The following is a 16967-nucleotide window of genomic DNA, read 5'->3' as shown; positions in this document are numbered from 1 at the left end:
GCGCGACTGGCGCTGCGTTGCGGGCTACGGCCATGCGCCGGAACACATCAGCCTGTTTTGCGAACAAGACGCGCTGTTCATCGCCGGCGACATGCTGCTGCCTCGCATCTCCACCAACATCAGCGTGAACGACAACGAACCGCTGTCCAACCCGCTGCAACAGTTTCTCGATAGCCTGGCGCGCTTCGCCACCTTGCTGTCGGACGACACGCTGATCTTCCCCTCGCACGGCCTGCCCTTCCGCGGCGCCCTAGCCCGCATCGCGCAGTTGCAGCAGCATCACCGCGAGCGTCTGGCCGAAGTGATGCAGGCCTGCGCCACCCCGCAAACCGCGGCCGACCTGCTGCCCGTGCTGTTCAAACGCCCGCTGGACGTGCACCAGATCACCTTCGCCATGGGCGAGTCCATCGCCCATCTGCACAAGCTGTGGTTCGACGGGCAACTGCGCCGAAAGTTTGACGACGGGGTTTACCGCTTCGTGCGATAGGCCCTTTCCCGCATGGTTTGTGCGGCGGCAGGATGGTATTTTGAACGCCGCCATGCCTGACAACACGACATCCGCCGACAACCCTCCGCCGCAAAACGCGGCCCTGGTGCTGCTGGGCGGCGGGGCGCGCACGGCCTATCAGGCCGGTGTGCTCGGCGGGGTGGGCGAGATTCTGCAGGCGCAGGGCTGGCCCGCGCAGCGCAACCCGTTTCCCGTGGTGTGCGGCACCTCGGCCGGGGCGATCAATGCGGCCTATTTCGCCAGCCGCTGCGCCGACTGGCCTGCCGCCCTGCATGAGCTGCAAACGCTTTGGAGCACCCTGCAGGCGCACGAGGTCTTCGAGGTCGGCACAGGGAAACTGCTGCGCGGCGGCGCGCGCTGGCTCGGGCTGATGGTGTTCGGCTGGCTATGGAAGCAGAACCCGCGCGCCCTGCTCGACAACACCCCGCTGGCCGACACCCTGGGTCGGCGGGTGCACTTCGATGCGGTGGACGCCGCGATTCAGAGCGGCGCCTTGCGCGCGCTATCTGTGGCCACCTCTAGCTATACCAGCGGACGGCACATCACCTTCTTTCAGGCCCGTCCCGAGGTGCAGCCCTGGCGGCGGCCGGGGCTGTGGGGCATTGCGCAGCCCATCGGCGTCGAGCATCTGCTGGCCTCCAGCGCCCTGCCCTTCGTGTTTCCCGCCACGCCGCTGTTTGGCGAAGTCGGGCCGGAATACTTTGGCGACGGCGCCATGCGCCAGCTCGCCCCGCTGGCGCCTGCCATTCATCTGGGCGCAGAACGCGCACTGGCCATCGGCGTCGCCGAGCCGCATCCCGAGGCGGGGCAAATGCGCCGGCATCTGCCGCCCTACCCCAGCGTGGCGGAGATTGCGGCACACGCCATGTCCAGCGTGTTTCTCGACACCCTGCGCGCCGATGCGCAGCAGGCCGGGCGCATCAACCGCATGTTGTCGGATCTGCCGCCCCAAGTGCGCGCCGATCTGCCCTACCGCGCCCTGCCCACGCTGACCCTGCTGCCCTCCACCTCGATCGACGCCATTGCCGCGCGGCACTGGCACAGCATGCCCCGTGGCGCGCGGCTGCTGCTGCAATCGGTGGGCATGGGCACAGGCCGAGGATCGGCGCTGGCCAGTTATCTGCTGTTCACGCCGGATTACCTCTCCGCCTTGGTCGATCTCGGCCGGACCGATGCGCTGGCGCAGCGCGATGCGATCACGGCATTTTTCAACCCCACCGCGCCCGACCCGCATTGCGCATAATGCAGCCCTATGCTCAATGTGTTCACCCTCAAGAATGGCCGCCTGGTTCAGCAGGAGATCGGCGACCCGCAAAGCCTCGCGGAGCTGCAGCCCGTCTGGGTCGATCTCGAATCGGCCGATCCGCGCGAGCTCGGCTGGGTCGAGGCCCGCTTCGGCCTGACCATCCCCGCCGACGTCCTCGACCAGGATCTGGAAGAATCAGCGCGGTTTTACGAAGAGGAAGACGACAACCAGCTCCACCTGCGTTCTGACTTTCTCATCAGCGACGAGGAGCGTCCGCGCAACGAGCGCGTGGCCTTCATCATTCACGGCAGCGTGCTGTTTTCCATCCACACACACGATCTCACCGTGTTTCGTCTGTTGCGGCTGCGAGCGCGGCGCATGCCCGGGCTGATCGAGAACGCCACCGACGTACTGCTCGCGCTCTACCTCACCGACGCCGAATATTCCGCCGACACGCTCGAAGGCATTTACGACGATCTGGAGGCCATCGGCGCGCATATCCTCAAGCCGCGCCCCAGCGACCAGGACGCCTCGCAGGCGCTCACCGGCATCGCGCAGCAGGAAGATCTGAACGGCCGCATCCGTCGCAATGTGATGGACACGCGCCGGGCGTTGAGCTTTCTGCTGCGAAGCCGCCATCTCGGCGCCGATCAGTCGCAGGAGGCGCGGCAGATTCTGCGCGACCTCGACTCGCTCGACGGCCACACCGCCTTTCTGTTCGACAAGATCAACTTCCTGATGGACGCCACGGTCGGCTTCATCAACATCAACCAGAACAAGGTCATCAAGATTTTTTCGGTGGCCTCGGTGGCCATGCTGCCGCCCACGCTCATCGCCAGCATCTACGGCATGAATTTCAAACTCATGCCCGAACTCGATTGGCGCTTCGGCTACCCCTTCGCCCTGGCGCTAATGGTGTTCTCGGTCATCGCGCCTTTCTGGTTTTTCCGCAAAAAGGGCTGGCTCGATTAGAGCCTGTTCAGCCGACAGCGGCAGCGCGTTTCAGCCGTCGCACCACGGCGCCGAGCACAGGTACCGTGGCGTAGAAATCGCAGGCGTCCCAATAGTCGCGGTGGTCAATCACCAGCCCCTGCGCATCAAGCACGAAGCGCGTAGCACCGGCCACGAGCTGCGCAGACGCGCCTTTGCGCAGGGCGAAGTGAAAATCCCAGGTCATCCACCCTACATTTGCCTGCCCGGTGACCTCGCTCACCTCGAAGCGCGGCGCATGCAGTTTGGCGTACATATGCGCAAACTGCGCCGTGATGGCGGGCAGCCCCTGCACGCGATTGAACGGGTCTTGAAAAGTGGCCTGCGGGGCGTAAACCTGCGCCAGCACGTCGAGCTGGTCAGCGCGCAGTTGTTCGAACACACGGGCAATGCGGTGCAAGGGCGAGGCGTGCAAAGGCGGTGCGGCGGCGTCGGTTTCCATGACGCCCATCTTAGGCAAGAGCGCGCTGCGATGCTGGCTCAGACCCAGCCAGACTCAGACCCAGCGCGGCAGCAGCACGGCCACCCAGATCAGCACGCACAGCAGCAGGGTGAGCAGCACGGCGGCGCTGCCCAGGTCTTTGGCGGTCTTGCTCAGGTCGTGCCGCTCCAGTGAAACACGGTCGACCGTGTACTCGATGGCCGTGTTGAGCAGCTCGACAATGAGCACCAGCAGCACGCTGCCCGCGAGCACGGCCCGCTCGGTCCAGGTGCGCCCGAGCCACAGCGCCAGCGGCAGCATGATGAGGGACAGCGTGAGCTCCTGGCGGAATGCCGACTCGGTCTGCCACGCTGCGCGCAGGCCACTCATGGAGTTGATGCCCGCGTGATAGACGCGCGAAAGCCCGGTGCGGGTTTTGTAGGGATTGGGCGCCGCCTCCGGCTTGGGGAGGGGCGCGCGTTCGCGCTGCTGGGCCATGGGTTCAGTGCGCCGTTTGCGTCGCACTATTTGCCGCACTACTCTCGCGCACGGCCTTGCGCAGATGATCGAGAAACTGCCGCGAGGCCGCTTCCCAGGTGAATTTGCGGGCATGCGCCAGCGCCACGCTGCGCGGAATCTGCAGGGCGCGCAGGCAGGCGGCCTTGAGGTCGTTGTCGAGCGCCCCGGCCGGGCTTTCACCGATCACGTCCAGAGGGCCGGTCACGGGAAAAGCCGCCACCGGGCAGCCGCAGGCCATCGCCTCGATCAGCACCAGCCCGAAGGTGTCGGTCTTGCTCGGAAACACGAATACATCGGCGCCGGAATAGACCTTGGCGAGTTCGTCCTGCGTGAGCACGCCCAGAAAGCGCACGCCGGGGTATTGCTTGCGGATGCGCTCCATCTCCGGCCCTTCACCGACCACCCATTTGGTGCCCGGCAGATCAAGTTGCAGGAAGGCGTCGATGTTCTTCTCCACCGCCACCCGGCCGACGTACAGAAAGATGGGCGGCGTGCCATCCAGCCGTTCGCCTTCGCGCGGGTAGAACATGCGGTGATCCACCCCGCGCGACCACAGCCGCACATTGCGAAAGCCATGCTCCTGCAAATCGCGCTGCACGACCTGGGTGGGCACCAGCACCGCGCGGCCGGCGTTGTGAAAGCGGCGCAGATAGGCATAAGTCCAGCCCAGCGGCACACGAAAGCGGGCCTGGACGTATTCGGGAAAGCGGGTGTGATACGCCGTGGTCAGCGGAATGTCCAGACGCCGCGCGATGCGCCGCGCGGCCTGGCCCAGCGGCCCTTCGGTGGCGACATGCACCACGTCGGGCATGAAGGCGGTGACACGCTGCATGATCTGCGCGCGCGGCCGCAGGCTGAGGCGGATTTCAGGATAGGTCGGGCAGGGAATGGTGCGAAAACTGTTGGGCTCCACCACCTCGACCACCTGCCCCATGTCGCGCAACTGCCCGATGGTGGTCTTGAGGGTGCGCACCACGCCGTTGACCTGCGGCTCCCAGGCGTCGGTGACGATGAGGATGCGCAGCGGCGGCGTGCCAGCGGCGGCGGGCCAGGGCTTTTCGGCCGCGGCGGCCACTTGGGGAGCGACAGCGGAGGCGATCATGCGTGGGCGGGTTGTGTGGGGGAGGGATGCAATGGGGCGGGATGCGTTGCGTTCTGCGGCGCCAGCTCCGCCAGCACCTGCAGCCCGGCGTTCCAGTGCAGCAGCTTGAGGCGGCCGTCGAAGTCTTCGGCCAGCGCGGTGAGGCTCTCCACCCAGTCGCCGCAGTTGGCGTAGATCTGCCGGTCTTCGCTGCGCAGTTCGGCGCGGTGAATATGGCCGCACACCACGCCGTCGCACTGCTGACGGCGCGCTTCGTCGCTGAGCAGCGTTTCGAAACTGGAGATGGTGTTCACCGCCGCCTTCACCTTGTGTTTGAGGTATTGCGACAGCGACCAGTAGGGCAGGCCGAGCTTGAGCCGCGCATGGTTGAGCCAGCGATTGAGCTTGAGGGTGAACATGTAGGCGGCGTCGCCCAGATGCGCCAGCCACTTGGCGTAGAGCACCACGCTGTCGAACAGGTCGCCGTGCACGATGAGCAGAGTGCGGCCGTCGGCGGTGACGTGCCGCACCTGATTGATGACCTCGATACCGCCGAAGTGCAGCCCGTCGTAGGGCCGCGCGAACTCGTCATGGTTGCCCGGCACGAACACCACCCGCGTGCCCTTGCGCGCCTTGCGCAGCAGCTTCTGCACCACGTCGTTGTGCGCCTGCGGCCAGTAGATGCCCTTTTTCTTGAGCTGCCAGCCGTCGATGATGTCGCCCACCAGATAGATGGTGTCGGCGCTGCAATGGCGCAGGAACTCAAGGAGCTGTGGCGCCTTGCAGTCGCGCGTGCCGAGGTGAATGTCGGACAGCCACAGGGTGCGCCATTTCAACTCCGGCTCGCCTTCAACGCCGACTTGCGGGGCGTCGATGTGGGCAGCCGCGCGCAAGGTTTCAGCCGGGGCGCCGTCTTGCGGAATCACGGCACTGCTGCGCATCATTCGGGACAGGGTTTCGATCACCATGTCGCGCATTGCATAGCCTCAATATGTCAATCTGGTGAATGTCACGAAAAAATGTCGCCGCTCACTTGACGCCGTGACTTGTTTCACGCGCAGGGAGCGGGTCAAATGACGGCATCATCCCCACGGACCATCCCTCGCCATGAGCCAGGAACGCGAACTCAAATTCCGACTCGATCCCGCCCTGTTTGATGCCGTGCGCCGCCACCCGGTCTTGCGATCGATGGCGCAGCCGCCCCGCGTTCAGGCGCTGCAAACCTGGTACTTCGACACCCCAGCGCACACCCTGCGTCAGGCTGGCCTGGCCCTGCGGGTACGGCATCCGGGTGACGGGCGGCGCATTCTCACCCTCAAGAGCAGTCCAGCGCAGGGCCTGCAGCTCGCACGCGGCGAATGGGAATTCGACATCGACGCCGACACGCCCGAGGCCGCGTCGCTGCAAGGCCTGAGCCAGACGCCACTGGCCAGCCTGGGCGACCTTGATGCGCTCGCCAGTCAGTTGCAGGCGGTGCTCGGCACACGGGTGCAGCGCACTCTCTGGCAGGTCGATTGGGAAGGCTCGCAACTCGAAGTCTGCCTCGATGACGGACAGGCGCTCGGCGGCATCACCCCTCTCGCCCCCAGCCTCTTGATCAGCGAACTGGAGATCGAGTTCATCAGCGGCCATTGGCTCCACGCTTTCGACCTCGCCTGGGCCCTGGCGCAAGACCTGCCGCTGCGGATCTCCCCCGTCAGCAAGGTTCAACTCGCGGCAATTGCCGCAGGCGCCGCCACGCTGCAACTGCCCGCACTTGCCCGCGAACTGCCCCCGCATGAACAGGGCGGACAGGCCGTGGCCGACGTGCTTCAGCAGGCAGCCGCCGTCATTTCCGTCGGCGCCGACCTGTTGCACGACAAGGCCCTGCCCGAAACCGTGCACCAGATGCGGCTGCAGTTGCGCCGACTGCGGGTGCTGCTGCGGCTGCTCCAGACCACGGGGCCGAAATCGCAACGCGCGGCCTGCCGCTGGCTGCGCGACGAATGGCGCTGGGCCGGGCAACTGCTGGGCGCGGTACGCGATGTCGACGTCTGCCTTGAACACGTCAGCGCGCCCGACAGCACACCCGCCCCCGTGCGCGACGGCCTCGCCCAACGCCGCGAGGCGCGTCTTCAAGCCCTGCTGACCTATCTGCGCAGCGCCCGCTTCGGCCGCGTGCTGCTGGCGCAGACGCGCTGGGCCGAGTGCTGGAGCGGCGGCCAGATCATTGCCGCCGGGATGTCCACCGAACAACTGGCCCGGCGTCTGCTGCGCTTTCACCGCGACGATCTGCATTTGCACCCGCAGCGCTGGGCCGAACTGCTGGCCATCTGGGACGGCCTCGCCGCGACCCCGCTCGACGCCCCCTGGACCGCGCTGCACACCCTGCGCCTGCGCGCCAAGCAGTTGCGTTACGCGCTGGAATGGCTGGCCCCCTGGATCGGCCAGTCGCTGGGCGACGAAGGCAAAGCCTGGCTCAAACTCACCAGCGCCCTGCAAACCGACCTGGGCGAAGCGCTCGACACCCTGCGACTGGCGCGCTGGATGATCAGCGACCAAACCCCTCAGCCATCACAGGCCAACGCGTTCAGCGAACAGGCCATACACGATGCCTTCAAGCAGGCTCGCACCGGCTTGCAGCGCGCGCTCCAGGCCGCCCGCGGGAAGTCAGGCGAGGGTTGAACTTGGGGTTGAACTCACCTGCAACTGGTCCCGCCGTGTCGCAGTGAGGTAAATCACCAGGGCCAGAATCGCGACCAGGAACAGGGCGCTGGTTCCCATGGTTCCCAGACCGAGCCCTCCTTCAGCACCGGGTTTGGACAACCAGTCACCCAACGTCGCTCCCAGCGGACGGGTGAGGATGTAGGCAATCCAGAACGTGGACACGGCGCTGGCTTTGAAGAGGTAGTAGGCCGCTGCCGTCAGCGCTATGGCGCCGCCAAACAGCAAGGCCGACAAGGCATAGCCGAGTTGCAGCCGCTCAGCGGCCAGATCGCCGCCGGCAGTACCCAGCGCAAAGGTGAACAGAATCGTCGCCCAGTAAAACCCTTCTCGTTTTGGCGTGGCAATGCTGTGGATGGACAGATTGCGCTCGCTGGCCCACCAGATCACAAACGTCGCCAGCAAGGCCCCCGCAAACAGGGCTGTGCTCACCGGCAGCGGCACGCCCAACTGATCGGTCAGATTGTCGGTGACCAATGTGCCCACCACGCTGATGAGAGTCACAGTCAGCCAGTAAAGCCAGGGAATGTAACGGCTGGCGCGCATCTGCACCGCCAGCACACCGATGAACAAGAGGGTCATCACCGCGCTGGTGGCAACCAGGCCCAGATGCAGGTCCACGGCCAGATAGTCTGCGGCGGTTTCGCCCACCGTGGTGGCCATGATTTTGATCAGCCAGAAGTAAAGCGTGATGACGACCGGAACCTTGACCGCCAGCGCCCAATCGGGCTGCGCGGCTTTTGCTGCGTTTTGCATGATGAACTCCCTGAATGCCGTTTGCGTTGTTGTGGCGTCGCGTGTGACGCGACAACGGCATTCTGGAGAGGGCGACTTAGCGCAAGGTGAGCGACTTGCTCCGCTAAGGGCTGCGGGCCCTCAGCCACTCTTGCGCAGGTTCGCCGGGGCGATGCGCAGCGCTTCGCGGTATTTGGCCACGGTGCGCCGCGCCACCTGCACGCCTTGCTGCGTGAGGCGTTCGGCGAGTTCGCTGTCCGACAGGGGTTTGGCGCTGTCTTCTTCGGCCACCAGGCGGCGGATGAGTTCGCGTACCGCGGTGGATGAGGTGTTGCCCCCCGCCTCGGTGCTCAGACCAGAGCCGAAGAAATACTTCAGCTCGACGGTGCCGAAGGGCGTGAGCATGAATTTCTGCGTGGTCACGCGCGAGATGGTCGATTCGTGCAGCCCGAGTTCGTCGGCGATTTCGCGCAGCACCATGGGCCGCATCGCCACGGGGCCGAAGTCGAAAAACCGCTGCTGGCGCTCGACGATGGTCTGCGACACGCGCTGAATGGTCTCGAAACGCTGCTGCACGTTTTTCACGAACCAGCGCGCCTCCTGAAGCTGTCCCTGCATGGCGCTGCCGCTGTCGCGGGCGCGGCGCATGGCGTCGGCATAGATCTGGTTCACCCGCAGCCGGGGCATGACCTCGGCGTTGAGCTGCGCCATCCAGCCTTGCGGCGTCTTGCGGGCGATCACATCGGGGGTCACGGCCTGCGCGGCATCGCGGCGGAAGGCGCCACCGGGATGGGGATCGAGCTGGGCGATGCGTTGCTGCGCCAGGCGCAACGCGGCCTCATCGGCTTCGAGCAGGCGTTCGAGCTTGCGCCAGTCGCGCTTGGCCAGCAGATCGAGATGGCCGCCGCGGCAAATCTGCAAGGCGAGTTCGCGCACGGGGCAAGACGGCTGGCGCTGAAGCTGCAGGCGGAGACAATCGGGCAGGTCGTGGGCGGCCACGCCGGCCGGGTCGAAGCTCTGGATCAGGCGCATGGCCGTGGTGAGCGCATCGGCCAGGTCTTCGATCTGCTCGGCGTCTGCCGCGGGGGCGAGGGCCTGCGCCAGTTCCAGCGGGGTGTCGGGCAGATAGCCGTCGTCGTCGAGCGAGTCGATGATGGCTTCGGCGGCCGCGCGGTCGGTGGCGCTCAGCGCGAGCCCGGCCAATTGACCGCGCAAATGGTCGCGCAGATCGAGGTGTTCGGAGGCAATGTCGAGCGCGCTGAATTCGTCGTCGTCACCCCCGCCCCCGCTGGCGGACTGGCCTGAACTGACCCAGGAGTCGGCGTCGGCATCGGTATCCGCACCGTGATCGGTTTCGCCGCTGCTGGCCGTCCAGTCCTGCGTGTCGAGTTGCAGCTCCGCGGCGGGCTCGGTGGCGGTGTCATGCCCGTCGACCGACACCTGAGACGGGTCGGGCGTCAAAGGCTGCGGCGACTCGGATGTCGGCGCGGCAGCAGGCGCCTCTTGCTCTTCTTCAGGTTCGAGGAAGGGATTGGATTCGAGCAGGCCCTCGATTTCCTGCGTGAGCTCGAGGGTGGAGAGTTGCAGCAGCCGGATGGACTGCTGCAACTGCGGCGTGAGCGCGAGATGCTGGGACAGGCGCAGATTCAGCGAGGGCTTCATCGCGGCTTACATGCGGAAGTTTTCACCGAGGTACACCTTGCGCACCGCGGGGTTGTCGATGATGGATTGCGGATCGCCCTGCGCCAGCACCTGCCCTTCGCTGATGATGCAGGCCCTGTCACAGATGCCCAGCGTTTCGCGCACATTGTGGTCGGTGATCAGCACGCCGATGCCCTGCTCTTTCAGGAACTGCACGATGCGCTGGATCTCGATGACCGCAATCGGGTCGATGCCGGCAAACGGCTCGTCGAGCAGGATGAAGCGCGGCTGCGTGGCGAGTGCGCGCGCGATTTCCACCCGCCGCCGCTCGCCGCCCGAAAGCGCCGGGGCGGGGCTGTCGCGCAGATGCTCGACGTGCAGCTCGCGCAAGAGATGATCTTCGCGCTCGCGGATTTCAGCCTTGCCCAGGCGGCGCCCTTGCGCGTCGCGCTGCAGCTCCAGCACCGCCCGCACGTTCTCGGCCACCGTCATGCGGCGGAAGATCGACGCCTCCTGCGGCAAATACGACAGCCCCATGCGCGCACGGCGATGCATCGGAGAATCGCTCACGTCCTGGCCGTCGATGTGGATGCGCCCCGCGTCGGGCCGCACCAGGCCAACGATCATGTAGAACGACGTGGTCTTGCCTGCGCCGTTCGGCCCCAGCAGGCCGACCACCTCGCCGCAACGCACGCTGAAGCTGACGTCGCGCACCACCTGCCGACCGGCATAGCGTTTCTGCAGATGCTGAACGTCGAGCTCCGGGCCAGTTGCCGCGCGTGTCGAAGGGGCTGAAGGCGTCCGCGCGGCTTCCGTCGGGGCGACGGGCTCCAGGCCACCCCGCACCACGGTCTGTCCAACGGAATGCGGCTGGACGCTCAAGGCTGCGTCCCCAGCTTCGGGGCGACTTTAAGCGCGGGAGGCGATTTGGGCGCCGACGGCGCGGATGGTGCAGATGGGGCGGCGGGCTGCGGCGTCAACATCACCCGCACCCGCCCGCCAGGATTGGTGGCCGTCGCGCCCTGCGCACCGCCTTCGACGGTGAACACATCGGTGATCTGGTTGTAGGCAATCACATTGCCCTGGCTGCGGTCGGCCAACTTGCCGTCGATCAGTCGGCTGAGCATGGCTTGGCCACGCAGCGTCACCACATCGGTCTTGCCGTCGTATTCGATGCGCTGCGCGGCGCCGTCCATGGTTTGCGCGGGCTGGCCGGGCGCCCCATCGAGTTGTTGCTGAAAGGTGGCCAACTGGCCCGGCGCGGCGATCGCCGTCGCGTACTGATAGCCGTCCGGCGCCTGGCGCACATCGACCGTGGCGGCGCGCAGCACCAGAGAACCCTTGGTGACGACCACGTTGCCGGTAAACACACTGGTCTGGTGCACGTCGTCGTACCGCATGGCGTCAGCCTCGATGTGAATCGGCTGGTTCCGGTCGGTCTGCGCCGCAAGCACGGGCAGCGCCAGGCTCGGCGCACACAGCAGGGTCAACAACAGGATTCGGACCACTCGTTTCATCGGCATGGGTTTTGCTTTAGTCGGGTCATTCTAGGGCAAGGCTGCGCGTTTTCGCAGCAATTTTGCGGGGCTCAAAAAACACTGCCCGCGGTATGCGGGCAGTGTTGAGATACGGCAGGGCGAAGCGCTTACTTCTTCTCCGCCTGCACCTTTTTGATCAGGTAGTCCACAACCTCAAGCACCTTCTTGTTGTTATTGGCTTCAGGCAGCGCCGCAGAAGTGGTGTAGGTGCCCTGAACCGCCATGGTCGGCACCCCACCGATCTGATAGTCCGTCACCATTTGCGTGGCCTGCCGGACTTGCGCATTCACGCCGAACGAGTTGTAGGCATCCAGGAACGCTTTTTTGGGAATGCCCTGCTGCGCCAGCCAGTTGGCCATCTGATCGGCCGTGCCCAGAGGAATGTGCTGTTTGTGGATGGCGTTGAAAATATTGGCCTGCATCGCATCGTTGAGCTTGCCCAGCGCTTTCAGTGCGTAATAGAGATGCTGTTGCGGCACGAACTGGGGAGAAAAAGCGACGGGCACGCGCTCGAGCACCACCCCGGCGGGCAGTTTTTTCTGCCAGGCTTCGAGCAGGGGGTCGAAGTCGGCGCAGTGCGGACAGTCGTACCAGAAAAACTCGTACACCACGATTTTGTCTGACGGGCTCACCGGCTGCGGTACAGCCAGACGGTTGTAGGCAAAACCCTCGTTGAACGGGCTGCTCTTGGCAGGCGTCTGCGCCTGCGCGCCCGCGGCAAGAAAGCCCATTGAAAACACCATGAACACCACGGAAAGCCAGCGTTGAAACATGAGTCGTCCTTTGGTTTGAAGATCAGAGAATGGTTTTATGAACTGGTGCGCATCAGGGCGGTTTGAACCCCGTTATCACCCAGAAGTTTCTGCGTCTGCTCGGCCTGCTGCGCCGAGGTGAACGGCCCTACTCGAACGCGATACAAGGTGCGCCCGTTGACAACGCGCTCGTCCACATGCGCTTCCTGACCGATCAGGGCCACCTTGGCGCGCTGACGCTCAGCGTCTTCACGCGTGCTGTACGCCCCGACCTGCAGCACATACTGCACGGGGCCTTGGGCGGCCGGTTTAGTCGGGGCGGCCGGGGTTGTCACGCCACCCGTCGTTGGCGCAAGGGCCGCCTGCGAGGCTCCCGCAGCGGGCTGCCCCAGTTTGGCCAGCGCCTGAGGAGACAGCGGCTTGCTCGCCACTGTCACGGGCATGGAACCGCTGCCCGCCGGCGGCGCGGCGGTTGCGCCACTCAAGCCCTGATTGGGATTCCAGTTGCTCGCTCCGGAAGCCGCACTGGCGGGGCGCTCCTGGAATCGATTCATGAAGGGCAGCGGCGCCTTGGTGATGTAAAGAGCAACGCCGAGGGCGATACCCAGGCCGATGACCAGGCCGACGATCAGGCCGATCACGGTGCCGCCGAACTGGCCGCGGAGTGTGGTGCGTTTTGACATGGAAGACAGGAGTGTGCGTTGTCGATGAAGCCCTGCGGACGCGCCGTGGCGCTCACATGCGCTGCGGCGCGCTCACGCCGAGCACGGCGAGTGCATTGTGCATCACCTGACGTACGGCGCGCAGCAGTCGCAGGCGCGCATGCCGCAGGGGAAGTTCGTCGACCAGCACGCGTTCGGCGTTGTAGAAAGCGTGGAAATCGGCGGCCAGATCGCGCAGGTAGAAGGCCACCTGATGCGGCGCCAGTTCTTGCGCCGCCGCGGCCAGGACTTGCGGATAGCGTGCAAGCGCGAGTTGCAGCGCCCGTTCGCGCGGTGCGGTCAGCAAAGACAAGTCGGCTTGCTCGATGAGCGTGGGCTGCGCGGCATCTTGCGGGGCACGATTGGCCCATTGTTCGAACACCGAGTTCACCCTGGCGTGGGCATATTGCACGTAGTAAACCGGGTTTTCGTCGCTTTGCGCCAGGGCGAGGTCGACGTCGAACACGAATTCGGTATCGGCCTTGCGCGAAACGAGAAAAAAGCGCACGGCGTCGCGCCCTCGCTGCAAAGCCGCCTGACGCTCGTCGTCGCTCATGTCGTCGCGCACGCCGCCCGACCATTCGATCAGGTCTCGCACGGTCACATAACTGCCTGCGCGCTTGGAGATTTTTACCTCCTGCCCGCCCCGCATCACCGTGACCATTTTGTGCAGCACATAGTCGGGATAACCGGCGGGAATGCCCAGGTCGAGCGCCTGCAGCCCGGCGCGCACCCGCGCGATGGTGCCGTGATGATCCGAGCCCTGAATGTTCACCGCGCGGTGAAACCCGCGCTGCCATTTGGCCAGGTGGTAGGCCACATCGGGAACGAAGTAGGTGTAGGTGCCGTCGGACTTGCGCATCACGCGGTCCTTGTCGTCGCCGTATTGCGTCGTGCGCAGCCACAACGCGCCGTCCTGCTCGTAGGTGTGGCCCGAGGCCTGCAAGCGCTGCACCGCGTCTTGCACCCGGCCATCGGTGTAGAGGCTGGATTCGAGGTAATAGTTGTCGAACCGAATGCCAAAAGTCTTGAGATCGAGGTCCTGCTCACGGCGCAGATAGGCCACGGCAAAACGGCGGATATTGTCCAGATCGTCGGCTTGACCATTGGCCACGATGGGCTGACCCTGATCGTCTGGTACCGATTCGCGCGCCAGAAAATCCTGCGCGATGTCGGCGATGTAGTCGCCGTTGTAGGCCGACTCGGGCCATTGCGCATCACCCGGCTTGTACCCACGCGCCCTAGCCTGAACCGACAGCGCAAGCGTCTGGATCTGCACCCCGGCGTCGTTGTAATAAAACTCGCGCTGCACCGCCCAGCCCTGTGTGGTCAGCACGGCGGCAATGGCATCGCCCAACGCCCCCTGGCGACCATGCCCCACATGCAACGGCCCGGTCGGATTGGCCGAAACAAACTCCACCAGCATGGGCTGCTCGCGCCCCGCGCGTGAATGCCCGAACACCGCCGCACCCTGCTCGACTTCCACTATCACCTGCTGCAGCACCGCAGGATGGAGGTGAAAGTTGATGAATCCGGGCCCGGCGATTTCAGTTCGGGCGATGCGTTCAGCCAAGTCAGCATTTGCGCTCAGCACGTCGATGATTTGCAGGGCCACATCGCGCGGATTGCGTTTGAGCGGTTTGGCCAGTTGCATCGCCAGATTGCTGGCTAATTCGCCATGATCGTCGCTGCGCGGACGGCTGAGTTCGATAGAGCCTGAAAACTCGGGCTGCAGGGCCGTTGCCGCTTGTTGCAGCGCCGTGGTCAACCGCGCGGTGAATTCGATCATTATGGGAATGTTGTGAAGACGCAAAGTCGGCATTTTATGGGCCTGTCGCCGTTCTTCGCGCCCGCACAACCGTATGGTGTAATGATTTGCCGGTTAGCAACCTTTCGTTGCACGGCTTGATCGCGCAACCGCCTACTGCGGTACGGTCACAACACAACTTGGAGGAATGATGAAAAAACTGATCGCCACCCTCGGTCTCGCCCTGGGTCTGATGGCCCTGCCTGTGCTGTCTCAAGCTCAAGGCACGCCGCAGCAAAGCCGCATGGCCCAATGCAACAAGGAAGCCACCGGAAAGACCGGCGAGGCCCGCAAGACCTTCATGAAAGAGTGCCTGGCCAGCAAGCCCGCAGCCGCAGCCGAAACAGCCAAGCCTGCTAGCAAAGAAGCCGCCAAGCCTGAACGCAAAGCAGAACACAAAGCCGCTGCCGGCGAAAAGAAGCTGACCCCTCAGCAAGAGAAGATGTCGTTCTGCAGCAAAGATGCCAAGGCCAAAGGCATGAAGGGCGAAGAGCGTAAAAAATTCATGAGTGAATGCCTGCGCAAGAAGTAATTCAAACGCTTGCACGCGGTTTGCACGCACCTTCGGGTGCGTTTTTCATGGGCGATCTTGGGCCCACAAAATAAACCGCTACTGCTGCACCACGGAATAGCCGCTCAAACCCAGTCCCTGCAATTTCTGCACTAGCGTGGCATCCAGTGCGGCGCCTGTGATCGGTCCGATCTGCACACGATAGAACGTCTGACCCCGGATATAGCCGGGCACCACCAGTACGTCGTCGATGCCCGCGGCCTGCAGACGCGCTTTTTCCGCCTCGGCATTGACTTCCAGCGTGAACGCGCCAGTCTGCACATAGTTTTGCGGTGAAGCGGAGTTTGCGGGCAAGGCCAACGCGGGCTGCGGCATCGGCGGCTGAGCGCTTGTGGCAGCGGCAAGCATCGCTGCCTGTGGGTCAGAGGCGTCAGGCACAGGGGTTGACAATGAAGCGGTCGTGAGCGGCGGCAACGCCTGCACTTCGATGGGCGCAGGCTCTGGCGCCTGCTGGGGCAAGCTCGCATCGGGCGTTTGCCCCGACGGCGCCTGCGCGACAGACAACGCCGCGAACTGTTGCGCCGCAAACGCCGGCTGATCTGACAAGGGAGTGGATGGCGGGCTCACGACAGGTGCTGACCTGGTTTGCGGCGACGGCTGCGGCGTGGCCGCCTGCGCGACTTGCAAGGGGGCGTTGGCCCCTTCGGGCAGGGCCACGATACGCACGCGCGCCGTTCCCGTTCGGGTTACGCCCAGAGCCTGCGCTGCGCCCATCGACAAATCGAGCAAACGTCCGCTGACAAATGGGCCCCGATCATTGACCAGCACCAGAGCGCTCAGCCCGTTGTCGAGGTTGGTCACCTGAACGCAGGTTGGGAGCGGCAAAACGCGGCTGGCTGCCGAAAAGTCGCGCGGGTTGAAACGCGTCCCCATCGACGTGGTGGTGCCCGACTCCCAGCCGTACCAGGAGGCGATGCCCACTTCGTCGTAACCCTCAGCACTGCGCAAGGGGCTGTAGCTGCGGCCCCGCACGGTATAAGTGCGGTTGTAGGCCGCACGCAGATTGGGCGGTGGAGCATGGCAGCCAGCCAGGGCATTGACTGGCGCCCCGCTTGAAACGCTGCGCTGCGGCGCACTGGCGCAGCCCCCCAGGGCCAATCCCAGCAGCAGTGCAGCGGCCAGCAGAGGGCCAGGTAGGCGCTGCCCGCTGTCCCAACCTCCTTGAGCTGTCATCCATACGCCCTCACCTGCGCTCATTCACCGGCTCCACATTGCTCTCGTCCAGTTCATCGTAATGGCGGCGAAGCGCAAAACAAAACAGCCCGCGTGAGCGGGCTGTTCTTTTGCAACGGTTGACCCACGCAAACTCAAGGAAACGTAGGGCCGTCCCAAGTTTCCTTGTTCACCTCGCAGCTTGCAAGCTGCTCGGATTCGGCTCCGTCCAAGCTACCGCAGGGCAGCTTGGAGCCGCGGGCCTCATCCCCCACGGGGGGCGGGCTGGGCGCAGCCCGGTCCTGGGGGCTCTCAGTGCGCTCGGCCACGAAGCCTGCGAATCGCAGCAAGTTGAGCGGCCAGCATGGCCAGTTCGCCCTCGACCACGGCGACGTCCTGCGCCTCTTTGGCGTGTGCGCGCGCGTCCTGAGCGGCTTTCAGGGCCTCGTTGGCTTTGGCCTCGTCGAGATCCTTGCCGCGAATGGCGGTATCGGCCAGCACGGTGACTCGCTTGGGCTGCACTTCAAGAATGCCGCCTGCGACAAAGACGAACTCCTCCTTGCTGCCGGTGGCATTGGCTTCGACCAATTCGATGCGCACCG

At 64.9% G+C, this 16967-nt stretch carries 18 protein-coding genes; 5 read left to right on the top strand and 13 right to left on the bottom strand.

The genetic code is table 11. The features are described 5' to 3' along the window. The 3 genes from AC2VLV_RS12805 to corA form a co-directional block, all read left to right on the top strand. Positions 1-487, top strand: a 487-nt coding sequence (locus AC2VLV_RS12805; RefSeq protein WP_486990353.1) for an MBL fold metallo-hydrolase, incomplete at its 5' end; no start/stop codon positions are given. A gap of 52 nt (positions 488-539) precedes the next feature. Further along, a complete protein-coding gene (locus AC2VLV_RS12800; protein WP_486990352.1) occupies positions 540-1751 on the top strand; it encodes a patatin-like phospholipase family protein in 1212 nt (403 codons plus the stop codon). Between the two features lie 9 nt (positions 1752-1760). Continuing rightward, complete coding sequence (gene corA / locus AC2VLV_RS12795) at positions 1761-2726, top strand: magnesium/cobalt transporter CorA (protein ID WP_486990351.1); 966 nt, start codon at positions 1761-1763, stop codon at positions 2724-2726. Between the two features lie 7 nt (positions 2727-2733). Here corA and AC2VLV_RS12790 read toward each other — a convergent pair whose 3' ends face one another. The 4 genes from AC2VLV_RS12790 to AC2VLV_RS12775 form a co-directional block, all read right to left on the bottom strand. Next, entirely contained in the window at positions 2734-3186 is a 453-nt protein-coding gene (locus AC2VLV_RS12790; protein WP_486990350.1) for a nuclear transport factor 2 family protein, read from the bottom strand. Between the two features lie 54 nt (positions 3187-3240). Beyond that, positions 3241-3663 (bottom strand): diacylglycerol kinase, encoded by a 423-nt coding sequence (locus tag AC2VLV_RS12785; RefSeq protein WP_486990349.1) that lies wholly within the window; start codon positions 3661-3663, stop codon positions 3241-3243. 4 nt (positions 3664-3667) lie between these two features. Beyond that, on the bottom strand, positions 3668-4708 hold the full coding sequence (locus tag AC2VLV_RS12780) for a glycosyltransferase family 4 protein (protein WP_486990355.1): 1041 nt from the start codon (positions 4706-4708) through the stop codon (positions 3668-3670). A 74-nt stretch (positions 4709-4782) separates the two neighbouring features. Then, on the bottom strand, positions 4783-5742 hold the full coding sequence (locus AC2VLV_RS12775; protein WP_486990348.1) for a UDP-2,3-diacylglucosamine diphosphatase: 960 nt from the start codon (positions 5740-5742) through the stop codon (positions 4783-4785). A 130-nt stretch (positions 5743-5872) separates the two neighbouring features. Here AC2VLV_RS12775 and AC2VLV_RS12770 point away from each other — a divergent pair, with 130 nt between their 5' ends. Beyond that, a complete protein-coding gene (locus AC2VLV_RS12770; RefSeq protein WP_486990347.1) occupies positions 5873-7429 on the top strand; it encodes a CYTH and CHAD domain-containing protein in 1557 nt (518 codons plus the stop codon). On the opposite strand, the gene AC2VLV_RS12765 is transcribed toward AC2VLV_RS12770, so the two are convergent. From AC2VLV_RS12765 to argS, 7 genes are all read right to left on the bottom strand, one after another. Beyond that, positions 7415-8224 (bottom strand): COG4705 family protein, encoded by an 810-nt coding sequence (locus AC2VLV_RS12765; RefSeq protein ID WP_486990346.1) that lies wholly within the window; start codon positions 8222-8224, stop codon positions 7415-7417. The genes AC2VLV_RS12770 and AC2VLV_RS12765 overlap by 15 nt on opposite strands. 120 nt (positions 8225-8344) lie before the next feature. Then, positions 8345-9865: an RNA polymerase factor sigma-54 gene (locus tag AC2VLV_RS12760; RefSeq protein WP_486990345.1), complete on the bottom strand. Its 1521-nt coding sequence runs from the start codon at positions 9863-9865 to the stop codon at positions 8345-8347. Between the two features lie 6 nt (positions 9866-9871). After that, positions 9872-10678 carry an LPS export ABC transporter ATP-binding protein gene (gene lptB, locus AC2VLV_RS12755; protein WP_486990354.1) on the bottom strand — a complete coding sequence of 269 codons (807 nt, stop codon included), beginning with the start codon at positions 10676-10678 and terminating at the stop codon, positions 9872-9874. A 44-nt stretch (positions 10679-10722) separates the two neighbouring features. Beyond that, the gene (gene lptA, locus AC2VLV_RS12750) at positions 10723-11367 is read right to left on the bottom strand and encodes a lipopolysaccharide transport periplasmic protein LptA (protein WP_486990344.1); all 645 of its coding nucleotides are present in this window, start codon (positions 11365-11367) and stop codon (positions 10723-10725) included. A 122-nt stretch (positions 11368-11489) separates the two neighbouring features. After that, a complete protein-coding gene (locus AC2VLV_RS12745) occupies positions 11490-12155 on the bottom strand; it encodes a thiol:disulfide interchange protein DsbA/DsbL (RefSeq protein ID WP_486990343.1) in 666 nt (221 codons plus the stop codon). Positions 12156-12190: 35 nt separating this feature from the next. Then, positions 12191-12817 carry an SPOR domain-containing protein gene (locus AC2VLV_RS12740; protein ID WP_486990342.1) on the bottom strand — a complete coding sequence of 209 codons (627 nt, stop codon included), beginning with the start codon at positions 12815-12817 and terminating at the stop codon, positions 12191-12193. 52 nt (positions 12818-12869) lie between these two features. Then, positions 12870-14624, bottom strand: coding sequence for an arginine--tRNA ligase (gene argS, locus AC2VLV_RS12735; RefSeq protein ID WP_486990341.1), 1755 nt, complete (start codon positions 14622-14624; stop codon positions 12870-12872). Positions 14625-14793: 169 nt separating this feature from the next. On the opposite strand from argS, the gene AC2VLV_RS12730 reads away from it, so the two are divergent. Further along, positions 14794-15174, top strand: coding sequence for a PsiF family protein (locus AC2VLV_RS12730; RefSeq protein WP_486990340.1), 381 nt, complete (start codon positions 14794-14796; stop codon positions 15172-15174). 78 nt (positions 15175-15252) lie between these two features. Here the strand turns inward: AC2VLV_RS12730 and AC2VLV_RS12725 are convergent, their stop codons facing one another. Continuing rightward, on the bottom strand, positions 15253-16410 hold the full coding sequence (locus AC2VLV_RS12725) for a septal ring lytic transglycosylase RlpA family protein (RefSeq protein ID WP_486990339.1): 1158 nt from the start codon (positions 16408-16410) through the stop codon (positions 15253-15255). A 267-nt stretch (positions 16411-16677) separates the two neighbouring features. After that, a partial coding sequence (locus AC2VLV_RS12720; RefSeq protein ID WP_486990338.1) for a F0F1 ATP synthase subunit epsilon occupies positions 16678-16967 on the bottom strand: 290 nt, incomplete at its 5' end.

Source organism: Thiomonas sp. TH-17 (assembly GCF_057473305.1).
This window is presented reverse-complemented; position numbering and strand designations above follow the sequence as displayed.